This window comes from Psychroflexus sp. MES1-P1E (assembly GCF_002836055.1).
Classification (GTDB): Bacteria; Bacteroidota; Bacteroidia; order Flavobacteriales; family Flavobacteriaceae; genus Psychroflexus.
Genome location: NZ_PJBS01000096.1, coordinates 1 through 11581, shown reverse-complemented (window position 1 = coordinate 11581; position 11581 = coordinate 1). Strand labels below are relative to the sequence as shown.

Genomic DNA, 11581 nt, shown 5'->3' with positions numbered 1-11581 from the left:
CGACTTTTAACTGATAAAGTCAAGTATTATTGTTTTAAACATGCCTTAAATTCAATATTTTACAATACCCTTAAGAAGAAAGCCAAATTATACCGTAAATAAAGATAAAAGTCCATTGAATGGTGCGTATCCAATTCCCTTTGGTTAATCTATTAGCCGATGACTTTAGGTCTTTATTGGCTTCGATATTATGGTGTAACGGTACAAAATAAATAAAGGTGCTGATCCAAGTAGAAAAGACCAAAATCAAATAAATCAAATGGACTATTGAAAAATTAAAGGCGCATAGGTAGACTGCTATACACACTTGTACGAACATGAGTGGAGCAACAATAACAGTAATTCTGGGTGTGTAAGTTTTATGCCATTTCAATAAAAGTTCTTCAGAGTAAAAAGTAAATCCCGGATATACAATGAGTTGAACCATCCATATCAAAACCACAAGTCCAAAATCGGCCAAAAGCCTTATCATCGAAAGATGTTCGAGTATACTGTCCACTTAGTCGGTTAGTTTCCAGTTATAATCTTGATGAACTTTTTTCAAAATCAAGAAGAAAGGAATCCACCACATAAAGTCATTGGTAATAAGCGTGTAAAAAAACTCGAAAGGAACTTTGCCCTCATAATAATTAAACACAAAACCCAAGGGACCAAAAATCTTTCCTAAAAATCCAACGGCAACAATAGGCCAGTGTCTTAGAGGATTAAAAGAGGCCCACCAATATCCTATACCATAAACTCCAATAACCATTCCCATACCTTGCCAGATCATAGGCTGGGTAGGAAGTTCCATACCCACAAGTTGAAAAAAATGATTTGGAAAAATAACCACCCAGGCACCCCAGAGGATATTATATATAGCTGCTAATTTTAATGTTAATTTCATAAGTGCAAAAGTAGATAAGCCATCATAATAACTTTAGATTTTATTAAAATAATTTATATAAAAAACGCTCAGGGTTTTAAAGACTTGAGCGTTTTTAATTAATAGCAAAAATTATCTTTTATTTTTCCCATTTAAATTCAGCAAACATATCGTCGACTTCAGTTTCTGAAATATGATTGATATAGTTACTAAAGGTCTTCATGCCAACCCCAGTAATAACACCAGCCACATGTAGATCTGTATAACCCGCTTGTTTTAAGTTATTTGTAGCCTCTTGATCAGGGAAGCCACGCTCTTTGGCAATAGATACAGCAAACTTGGAAAGAGCTTCATATTTGGCTTCTGGTAATACTTTACGATTTCGTAAAGCATCGATAACGTCCTTAGAGACTTTACTTTGATGCTTGGCAATAAAACTATGTGCCGCTACACAATACTCACATTCATTATAAACAGCTACGGAAAGCAAAATCACTTCTTGTTCTTGAGGAGTAAAACCAGAATCTTTTCTAAACGTCTCATCTGTTTTCATATAAGCGTTTAAAAGAGAGGGGGTTGTTAGCCATCATTTTAAACATATTAGGAATTGCACCCATCTTAGAATTTGTAGCTTCTAAAATGCTTTTTGCAGGTTCTTGGCTTCATTAATTTCAATAGGTTTCATGTATTTATTTTTAAATTCGATTTAATAGTCGTTTAAAAGTAAATGAGCTTACAAAAAAAAACCACTCATAAAGAGTGGTTTTTAAATTCTAAAATTGAGTGGATTTAGCTCTTAATTTCAACTAATTCCAATTCAAAAGTAAGATCGTGTCCAGCAAGTGGATGATTTGCATCTACAATGATGTGATCTTCATTCACTTCTGCAACTCTTAGTTGACGTTCAGTTCCATCAGGATTTTGAGATACTAATCCCATACCTACTTCAGGTTTCATATCTTCAGGAAGTTGGTCATTACCAACTTGTTGGAAAAGGTCTTTTTTGACCTCACCGTAAGCTTCTTCTTTAGGAATTTCTATAGTTTTTTTCTCAGCTTCTTTCATATTAAGAACACCAGTTTCGAAACCTGGAATGATTGTTCCCTCACCTAAAGTAAATTCAATAGGTTCTCTTTCTAGAGAGCTATCAAAAACTTGACCGCTAGAGGCTAGCTTTCCTGTGTAATGAACTTTTACTGTGTCTTTTTCTTTAACTTGACTCATAAATATTAATTTATTGATTTCTAATTAATTAGAACTTTTATTTAACAATAATTACAAAGGTATCATTTAGATAACCAAACCCAATTATATCGGTTATTAATTCACTTTTTTAATGGAATTTTAACCTTAAGTAGGGCAGCTATTGAAATAATTGAACATAATTTCGCTTAAATTATTTAAATTTTTAAAATGGGCAACAACTCCAAAAAGCCAGATCAGGTGGTTTACAATGAAGATACCAATAAATATGAAGCGGGTTTATTGCCTTATGCTACTAATTCTAGTGCTCCCAAAATCACCCCTACAGATTTAACAGGTTGGAAAAACTCCAATGTGAGTAAAGTTAATCATCAAATCAAAACAGAGTACGAAGAACTAAAGCAGAAGTATGAAAAGTTGATGGTACAATACGAATATAATAATCTTATATACAGCGCAGAGTTTAGTTTTGAACCTATTGTGGGTCAGGTTTATCATTTATATGAAAATAAAAAGGGAAAGATATTTTTATCTATTATATCCCCTTATGAATGTAATTTTAATTTTAAAGGAAGTTTTAAGCTCAATGAAGACAAAATGTGGGTTCGATTAGATTCTAAAGGAAAACTCACTTTAACCCCTTAATTATAAGCTTATTAAAAATGATCAATGGAAATTATTATTTCCATTCACTTGAATAATATTTACCAGAAAATCTAATAATAGAAGGACACTTTTATAAAAAATGTCCAAGGAATTCAATAAATAAATTCGACTCAGAGAAGAGAAAATAAAATTTCCTACCAAGCCTCAGGCCCTATAATGTTAAACTGATATAGTTTTAAAATACTCTTACAACAGATAAAAGACCTGGGATCATTGTTCTGAACAAATGGAAGGGACAGAACAATTTTGCAAGACGAAAAGCAAATCAACTTCCAAAAATCAGTTAGGTTACCTTAGAAGTAAATAGGCATGGAAAAGGTAAATAAGCTGAACATCCATAGGTATATATGGCATTTTCTGTTAACGTGATTATGAATTTTGACACTGCTAGACATCCCTCAATGAAAGGGATGGAAACTCCAAAGCCTGTTGAGAATGTAGATAATAAATCCGCTTTAGATTTTGTTTTGATGGGAGTCTATTTTTGTAGATTGACACTTCTGGTGCTGACTTGAATAATGTGACTATCATTTATAGTGGATTTGGTTTGCAAGTTATGTCAAATGAAAATTTGAAAGTCAAACTTTTAATTCAAAATAGGGGAGGGGATATAATGATAAGTGATTAAAATTATACAAATTTTAGACAGGTACTATCATAGTTGATTATCACTGCATTACTTATGAAGCAATGATGCAAACCTTTACCGATAAAAAACCTGTAGTTTATGTAATGAATTAAATCTTCTAGCAACCTATAATTATGAATCAATGGAAAAATGCGGTGAAAAGGGGACCACTTTTTAAAGATATCTACTGCGAAATTATAGGTTTAAGTTGGTGAAGTGCCATTTTTTTAATTCTCAATTTAGTTCGATATGTCATAAGACCTATATGGGCCCATAAGACCCATAAAAAAACTGTAAGTGAAGCTGTTTTAGTTTTGAATGTTTGGTTTTAAATTAAACGCAGATGTTTTTTTTGAAGATTACATTTTTTCTCCAAAAGCTAAATCACCTGCATCTCCCAGTCCAGGGATGATATATCCCTTCTCATTTAAGGTATCATCCACGGCAGCAATCCAAAGTTGAGTATCTTCAGGGAAGTGTTCTTCGATTAAGTCAACTCCTGCCTGGGCGCCAATAACAGATACGATATGGATTTGTTTGGGTTGACCTAATTTCTCCAAGGCTTTGTATACATTTAGCATAGACCTTCCTGTAGCCAACATGGGATCTGCTAAGACCAAGGTTTTCCCTTCTAAACTGGGAGAAGATAAGTATTCAACTACTATTTCAAAATCTTTCCCATTGCTTTCCACTTTTCTATAAGCAGAAATAAAAGCATTATCCGCTTCATCTAGATAATTAAGAATACCATTGTGTAAGGGGATACCTGCTCTTAATATAGAGCAGACTACTATTTCATCCTTGCACAAATGAGAAGTGGTTGCAACTAGAGGAGTTTGAAAGTTATGGGGAGTGTAGGTTAAGGCTTTACTCATTTCATAAGTCAATATTTCTCCAATGCGTTCAATGTTCCTTCGAAACTTCATCCGATCTTGTTGTACAGCCTCATCTCTCAATTGGTGGATGAAGTGATTGAGGACAGAGTGGGTTTGACTTAAATTATAAACTTCCATAAGTTTTTTTTCAAAAATAGGAGTTTTAATTGTAGTCTCAAACCTAATTTGAGAGAAGGAAAGGCATTAAAGTATCGTTAATTCTGTTTAGAGTTGTTTAAATTATTTCTATTTTGACGTATAATATATATTCATATGAATCCACTAAATGTTACTCAGAAACTTATTCAATCTCACCTAATCGAGGGAAAAATGATACCTGGCGAAGAGATTGGATTAAAAATAGATCAAGCTTTACTACAAGATGCCACAGGGACTTTGGTTCAATTGGAACTGGAGGCCATGGGACTGGATAGAGCTAAAACCGAAGTTGCTGTCCAATATGTTGACCACAATCTTTTGCAAACTGATTTTAAAAATGCAGATGATCATAAATTTCTAAAATCTGCGGCTCAACGCTTTGGGTTGTGGTACAGTAGGCCAGGAAATGGGGTAAGCCACCCTGTACATATGGAACGCTTTGGAAAACCGGGTAAAACCCTTGTAGGATCCGACTCTCACTCTTGCGCTGCTGGATCTTTAGGTATGCTTGCTATTGGAACTGGTGGATTGGATGTGGCAGCAGCCATTGCAGGTCAGCCATATTTTGTAAAAATGCCAAAAGTAATGGGGGTAAAGCTCACTGGTAAATTACCCGATTGGGTGAGTGCTAAGGATGTTGTACTTGAAATGCTAAGGCGTCATGATGTGAAAGGAGGGGTTGGTAAAGTGATAGAGTATTACGGCGATGGTCTTAACGAGCTAAGTGCTATGGATAGACATGTTATTGCCAATATGGGCGCAGAGCTTGGTGCTACCACCACGGTATTTCCTAGTGACAAAGAAACTAAACGCTTTTTAAAGTCTCAAAATAGAGAAGGGGATTGGTCTGAATTGCTAGCCGATGAAGGTTGCGAATATGAATTTCATGATGCAATTGTTTTAGATGATTTGGTGCCTTTAATCGCTTTACCAACTAGTCCTGGGAATGTTGTTCCAGTCTCTGAGGTAGCGGGTAAATCTATAAGTCAAGTGGTTATTGGCTCTTCCGCTAATCCTGGATTACGTGATTTTTGGATCGCTAGTGCACTAGTTAAAGACAAGAGCATTAGTCCTGAGGTGAGTTTTGATGTCAACCCAACGTCTAGACAAATCATGCAGAATATGATTGATAATAAAGCATTCGGAAACTTGATAAAATCGGGGGCAAGATTTCATCAATCAGGTTGCATGGGCTGTATTGGTATGGGTCAAGCTCCAGCAAGTGGAACTATTAGTTTAAGAACTATGCCACGTAATTTTCCAGACAGAAGTGGAACCAAAGACGATCAGGTTTATTTGTGTAGCCCAGAAACCGCAGCGGCTTCTGCGCTTATGGGAAAAATTACGGATCCTCGTGATCTGGAGAAAGAATTTGGTATGACTTATCCAAAATTTGAATATCCAACCTATGAAATGATCAATACGGATATGCTTATCGCACCTATAGAGGATAATAAATCGGTAACACTGGAAAAAGGACCAAATATTAAAGCTTTACCAGAAATTCCTGAGCTGCAAGACTATTATCGAGTTCCTGTATTATTAAAAATGGGCGATAATGTTTCTACCGATGAGATCTTAAAGGCTGGGGCAGAAGTACTTCCTTTCAGAAGTAATCTTCCAGAAATAAGTAAATACTCCTTTACGGTAATCGATGATAGTTTTTATGATAGAGCCATGACTACAAGAGAGTCTCAAGGAGGTCACGTGGTGGTAGCTGCTGAAAATTATGCACAAGGTTCCAGTAGGGAACATGCAGCTTTAGCTCCTAAGTATTTGGGTCAAGTAGCGGTGTTGGCTAAAAGTTATGCTAGAATCGCTTGGCAAAATCTGGCAAACTTTGGGATTTTACCACTCGAGTTCATCAACGAATACGACTATGATTGCATAGAACAAGGAGATGATATAGAATTGAAAGATGTGATTCAATCTGTTAAATCTAAAGAGAACATAAAAGTGGTAATTCACAAATCTAAAGGTAACTCCAAAACCATCGAGATGAAGCATACATTAAGTGATAGACAAATTCAAGTTATCGTGAAAGGTGGAATCATCAACGATTTCAAAGAAAAATTATAAACATTCAGAATTATTATATACTAAAAAAACGCTCTAAATGGAGCGTTTTTTATCTGTGTACGTATCGCACCAAATTAAACCAATAGTGTCGCTATAAAACGTTTTTTTTCGCCTGCTATTCATCAAAAATAGTTACCATAACTATTGCCATGCTAATTGTTCTTAACTTCAAACAATCAAAAAACCTATGCTGAGCTACGTCACAGTATAATTTAATCTAATTATACGACATTATAAATTTATTTTAGTATATGGTCTAAGGCAGTTTAGCATCTTTAGAATCGTTTTCTTGTAAAGCCATCAAATCATTAATTCCCTTTACTTCAATTACTTTTTCACCACGCATGGCAATGGGATGCATCAAGACCTCTGGATTTTTGGCCAATACCTTTAAGGCTTGGTTTTCATCTAATTTTGGATGGTCACTTAGAGTTTTTTTTATAAAAGGGTGTTCGGTATTTATTAATTCTGAAGGTTGCTTATTCAGAAGTCTAGAAAGTTCTGCCCACTGAGTTTCAGTAACTTTAACTTCGAGAAGGTTAATCAATACTTTTTGAGCTTTGGTGGCTTCAGCGATCGCGATACTTTGTATGGCAATCCTACTATCTGGATGATAATATAGTTTTAATTCGCGATTACTTTTTGCTATAACTCCCATATCTTTGTTGCTTGTAATTAACGTTTTTTTTTCTAAAGTAAGAATTAATACTGGGGATCAGAAACATTTAGTAATATTTTGAGGTTTATATCTAAAGAGAATTTAGACCTTATTGGGCAAAACAATACATCAATGCAAGATCAAAAAATCGCTATTATAGGAGCGGGATTGAGCGGCCTCGTTGCTGCTATTAATCTAGAAAACGCAGGCTTTCAAACAGAAATTTTTGAAGCTACAGATCGAGCAGGGGGTAGAGTAAAAACAGATTATAGAGAAGGGTATACCTTCGACCATGGCTTTCAAGTTTTGCTCACCGAATATCCAGCAACTCAAAAATACTTAAACTACGACTTGTTAGAACTTGAGAAATTCTACCCTGGCGCTGTTATATACAATCAAGGAAAGCAAGACAAGATAGGAGATCCCTTGCGACAATTAAGCTTATTGTTTCCAACCTTAACCTCAAAAATAGGAAGTTTCGCTGATAAACTTAAGATCTTAAAACTCAATACTGAACTTAAAAAGAAAAGCTTTGATGATATCTTTTTAGCTGAAGAAAAAACCACTTTACGCTATCTTCAGGATTACGGATTTTCATCAGATATCATTCATAATTTCTTCAAACCTTTTTTTACAGGGATATTCCTAGAGCACGAGTTAAAGACCTCGTCCAGAAAATTTGAATTTGTTTATAAGATGTTTGGCAAAGGAAGTGCTGCCATCCCCAAAAAGGGCATACAAGCTATTCCAAATCAACTGATGGCTCAATTGAAACAAACTAAAATTCACTTTAATACACCCGTAGAATCTATTCAAGATCAGCAAGTTATATTTAAAAATGGAGGAGTAGAGCAGTTTGATTTTGTGATTATCGCCACTGAAGCTTCTCACCTTATCTCTAATTTAAATAATCAGCATACGCTCTGGAAAAGCGTTGATAACTATTATTTAAGCGTAAAGCAACGTGTCTTTGAAGAACCGATGATTGGCTTGATTGCAGACGATGAGGCATTAGTGAATAATTTTTACTACGTGTCCAAACCAAAAGCTGAGGAGCATCTGTTATCGGTGAGTATCGTTAAACCCCATGAGTTAACGCAAGAAGAACTCAAGGATAGAATTACAGAGGATTTAAAGACCTATGTAGGCATAGATACTTTAGAGTTTAAGCGGTTTTACCATATTGAGAAAGCTTTACCTGTTATGCAATCGGTGACTTATATGCTGCCAAAGTCGGAGACTCAATTAAAAGATCAAATCTTTTTAGCGGGGGATCAGTTAGCGAATGGTTCGATTAATGCAGCAATGTTAAATGGAGAGTCTGCAGCGCAAGCGGTGATTTCCAAAATTAAAGACGGTTTTATAAATCTAAGCTAAACGCAATGAACGCCAACATGGTATTGACATTGTGTTTAGATCATAAATCCATTATCATGAAAACCAATAAACCACTAGTATTTTTTGCCTCAATAGTTATATTGTTGAGCATCGTTTCCTGTGGATCTTCAAGGGTATATACGGCCCAAGAAAAGACAAGCTTAAAAAAACTACTTACAGATCAGAATTTTGAAATAGAACTCCAATGGGCCAGACCTTTGGCAACCAACAGTATGAATCAGCTGGTCAATGTGGGGCTTTTTAGACCAGGAGATAATGCTTCACAGATAAACTTACAGGGCAATCAGAATATATTCAAATTCGAAAATGATACTGTTTCTGCCAATTTACCGTATTACGGAGAACGCCAAATGGGCGGTGGATATAATTCTGCGGGAGGCGGTATTGACTTTAAATCAACTCCTAAAGACTTAATGCTAACCAAAGACGAGGATAAAGATTACTACCTTATGGAATTTACCGTCAGGGATAAGGACAGTAATGAAAACTATGATGTAAGCTTAACTGTATACCCAAGTTTAAGTGCTATAATTAATATTTGGTCATCGCAACGGAATACCATTCAATATAATGGAACACTTAAAGCGATTACAAAACCAAAGGTGGAGTAAGAGATATTAAGAATGTCTATGATTCAACATAAATTTATGTATTCCTATTTTACATAATATAAATTATAGGACAACATATACACAATTTATAAAACAAGTGTACAGAGTACATTTTCGATACTATTAACCATAATCTTGTTATAGTGGTTTTGGGTCTATAACTTGGGATTATGTCACCGCTATTTTAAGACATACACTTATAATAAATGATAAGTTTTAATCCTCTCAACGCAACCTACTATCATTATGATTATTGCTAAATACAGATTTTTTTTATTCAAAAGGTTAATAAGTTCAGGTGTCTTTATAATTACACACATCCATGATTATAAAGTTACTGAAAATTACTTTCTCATTTTATTTCATCATTAATTATTGATTTTTTCATATTTAAATATTTGATTATCTTTTTCTTTGCCTTAGTCTTTTGGTTTTAGAGCATTTTCAAATTCTTCTGCTACAATAAAACCGTTTCCATTTGTATCTACCTTTTTAAAATGTTCTTTTAGGGGTCCTTTTACTTCAGCTGCTGAAAGCATTTGGTCTTTATTAGCATCCATTCTTTCTAGAAGTTGAGCAAAACTTGGGCGTTCACTCATAGTTCTTGGTTTTGGAGCATTTTCAAGTTCTTCTGCTATAATAAAACCGTTTTCATTTATATCTATCTTTTCAAATTGTTCTTTTAGGGGTCCTTTTACTTCAGCTGCTGAAAGCATTTGGTCTTTATTAGCGTCCATTCTTTCTAGAAGTTGAGCAAAACTTGGGCGATTTTCTAATTGACCTTTTGGTGGTTGTGCATTTGTGACACCAAAGGCAAGAACCGCCGCTAATAAAATTATTGTTTTTAATGTCTTGATTTTCACAAGTCTAGTGTTTAAATTAGTATGATTACAAAACAAATATGCGGATAAGTTGAATACGTATTTTATGTCTTCAGCGAAAGGAGTCTACTTTTCGGTAAATCACCCATATAATTTAGTAAACGAAACCCTAGCGATACCTTAATAAGGTATCTTCTAAAAAGAATTGATTTTATTTTTAGTTTATTTGCAGTATGAATTCAATGAAAAGTTTTATTTCTCAATGTTTATTATGGCTTGTTATATGGCTTTTATTGTGGTCAGGACAGTCGTGGGATGAGCATTTTTTAAATGGAAATCTACATGCTTTTGTATTACAAATTGTTCTTGTTGGTGTGTTGATATTTTACACAGCTCCAACATTTCTATTCAATAAAAAATATGCTACTTTCATACTTATTTCGTTGTTGTTGCTCTTCCTTTTTTCTTATATCGCTTCTCATATTTTGGTAAGAGAAATGCCAAAACCGCCTCCTTTTAGGCCATTAAAAAGAGGTCCGCCACCTCGGTTTTTTACACAATCTCTTTTACTTTTCATGGCTTATATTTTAGCTACGGTGATTGAATTCGTTATTTACACGCAAAAAAAAGATAAAGAGATCATCAGAAGTAAAAATGAAAATCTTCAAACTGAATTAAAGCTATTAAAATCGCAAATCAATCCTCATTTCCTGTTTAATTCTTTAAATAATATTTATGCCTTATCAGCTATCAACACTACTAAAACGCAACAAAGCATCAGTTATTTGTCTGACATGTTGCGCTATGTTTTATATGAATGTGAACGGCCTTTTGTAATGCTTCAAAACGAGATAGATTATATCGAGAATTACTTGAAGTTATTTTCACTAAAAAGCAGTCAAAAATACTCCATTGACTTTAAGTTTCAAGTTTCAGAAACATCGGTAAAAATCGCGCCTATGCTTTTGATTCTTTTTGTTGAAAATGCTTTAAAACACAGTCATATTGAGAACTTAAATGACTCCTTTATTCATATTGATCTTTATGCGGATGACAGCCTTATTTTATTTAAAATCAGTAATAAAATTGCCTCTAAAAATATGGCTAAGGATGAAGTTGGAGGTATTGGATTAGAAAATGTAAAACGTAGATTATCCTTATTATATCCTAAAAATCACAATCTATCTATTTCAGAAATAGAGGGCATATTTAAAGTCGAATTAAGTTTGAAAAATCATGTATAGTTGTATTGTCATAGATGATGAAGAATTAGCAAGATTATTGCTGAAATCCTATATTGAAAAATGTGATTTCTTAGAATTGAAAGGACTCTTTAGCAATCCTATTGAAGCCCTTTCTGCTTTGAAGTCGAATCAAATTGATCTGGTTTTTTTAGATATCCAAATGCCTGATTTAAAAGGGACGGACTTTGCTAAAATGGTTCCGTCAAGTACTAAAATTATTTTTACAACTGCCTATTCTGAATATGCGTTAGATGGTTTTGAATTAAATGCGTTAGACTATCTTTTAAAACCCATTACTTTTGAACGTTTTTTAAAAGCGGTTAATAAAATAGAATCCAAATACAAAATTGGTAATACTGAATTCATTACTATTA

14 protein-coding genes are annotated in these 11581 nt (G+C 34.1%); 7 read left to right on the top strand and 7 right to left on the bottom strand.

Annotated elements, in window-relative coordinates; all coding sequences use genetic code 11:
- Window positions 1-70: 70 nt before the first annotated feature.
- From CXF67_RS02270 to CXF67_RS02255, 4 genes are all read right to left on the bottom strand, one after another.
- A complete protein-coding gene (locus CXF67_RS02270) occupies window positions 71-499 on the bottom strand; it encodes a hypothetical protein (protein ID WP_257984561.1) in 429 nt (142 codons plus the stop codon).
- On the bottom strand, window positions 500-886 hold the full coding sequence (locus CXF67_RS02265) for an alkyl hydroperoxide reductase (protein WP_102087269.1): 387 nt from the start codon (window positions 884-886) through the stop codon (window positions 500-502).
- A gap of 118 nt (window positions 887-1004) precedes the next feature.
- On the bottom strand, window positions 1005-1418 hold the full coding sequence (locus CXF67_RS02260) for a carboxymuconolactone decarboxylase family protein (RefSeq protein ID WP_257984560.1): 414 nt from the start codon (window positions 1416-1418) through the stop codon (window positions 1005-1007).
- A 236-nt stretch (window positions 1419-1654) separates the two neighbouring features.
- Window positions 1655-2089 (bottom strand): FKBP-type peptidyl-prolyl cis-trans isomerase, encoded by a 435-nt coding sequence (locus CXF67_RS02255; protein WP_102087268.1) that lies wholly within the window; start codon window positions 2087-2089, stop codon window positions 1655-1657.
- A 189-nt stretch (window positions 2090-2278) separates the two neighbouring features.
- Here CXF67_RS02255 and CXF67_RS02250 point away from each other — a divergent pair, with 189 nt between their 5' ends.
- Together CXF67_RS02250 and CXF67_RS18020 are read left to right on the top strand one after the other, a co-directional pair.
- The gene (locus CXF67_RS02250; RefSeq protein ID WP_015025931.1) at window positions 2279-2713 is read left to right on the top strand and encodes a DUF2452 domain-containing protein; all 435 of its coding nucleotides are present in this window, start codon (window positions 2279-2281) and stop codon (window positions 2711-2713) included.
- Between the two features lie 368 nt (window positions 2714-3081).
- Window positions 3082-3249, top strand: coding sequence for a hypothetical protein (locus CXF67_RS18020; RefSeq protein ID WP_180957865.1), 168 nt, complete (start codon window positions 3082-3084; stop codon window positions 3247-3249).
- A 472-nt stretch (window positions 3250-3721) separates the two neighbouring features.
- Here CXF67_RS18020 and upp read toward each other — a convergent pair whose 3' ends face one another.
- A complete protein-coding gene (gene upp, locus CXF67_RS02245) occupies window positions 3722-4375 on the bottom strand; it encodes a uracil phosphoribosyltransferase (RefSeq protein ID WP_102087267.1) in 654 nt (217 codons plus the stop codon).
- 135 nt (window positions 4376-4510) lie between these two features.
- Between upp and CXF67_RS02240 the strand changes: the two genes are divergently transcribed.
- Complete coding sequence (locus CXF67_RS02240) at window positions 4511-6475, top strand: aconitate hydratase (protein WP_102087266.1); 1965 nt, start codon at window positions 4511-4513, stop codon at window positions 6473-6475.
- Window positions 6476-6731: 256 nt separating this feature from the next.
- On the opposite strand, the gene CXF67_RS02235 is transcribed toward CXF67_RS02240, so the two are convergent.
- Window positions 6732-7133, bottom strand: coding sequence for an arsenate reductase family protein (locus CXF67_RS02235; RefSeq protein WP_102087265.1), 402 nt, complete (start codon window positions 7131-7133; stop codon window positions 6732-6734).
- A 132-nt stretch (window positions 7134-7265) separates the two neighbouring features.
- On the opposite strand from CXF67_RS02235, the gene CXF67_RS02230 reads away from it, so the two are divergent.
- The gene (locus CXF67_RS02230) at window positions 7266-8510 is read left to right on the top strand and encodes an NAD(P)/FAD-dependent oxidoreductase (protein WP_102087264.1); all 1245 of its coding nucleotides are present in this window, start codon (window positions 7266-7268) and stop codon (window positions 8508-8510) included.
- Between the two features lie 56 nt (window positions 8511-8566).
- Window positions 8567-9142 carry a DUF4251 domain-containing protein gene (locus CXF67_RS02225; protein ID WP_102087271.1) on the top strand — a complete coding sequence of 192 codons (576 nt, stop codon included), beginning with the start codon at window positions 8567-8569 and terminating at the stop codon, window positions 9140-9142.
- Window positions 9143-9561: 419 nt separating this feature from the next.
- Here the strand turns inward: CXF67_RS02225 and CXF67_RS02220 are convergent, their stop codons facing one another.
- The gene (locus tag CXF67_RS02220; protein ID WP_102087263.1) at window positions 9562-10005 is read right to left on the bottom strand and encodes an EF-hand domain-containing protein; all 444 of its coding nucleotides are present in this window, start codon (window positions 10003-10005) and stop codon (window positions 9562-9564) included.
- Between the two features lie 200 nt (window positions 10006-10205).
- On the opposite strand from CXF67_RS02220, the gene CXF67_RS02215 reads away from it, so the two are divergent.
- Entirely contained in the window at window positions 10206-11207 is a 1002-nt protein-coding gene (locus tag CXF67_RS02215) for a sensor histidine kinase (RefSeq protein ID WP_257984559.1), read from the top strand.
- The coding region (locus CXF67_RS02210) for a LytR/AlgR family response regulator transcription factor (protein ID WP_145990347.1) at window positions 11200-11581 on the top strand (382 nt) is incomplete at its 3' end. The genes CXF67_RS02215 and CXF67_RS02210, both read left to right, overlap by 8 nt.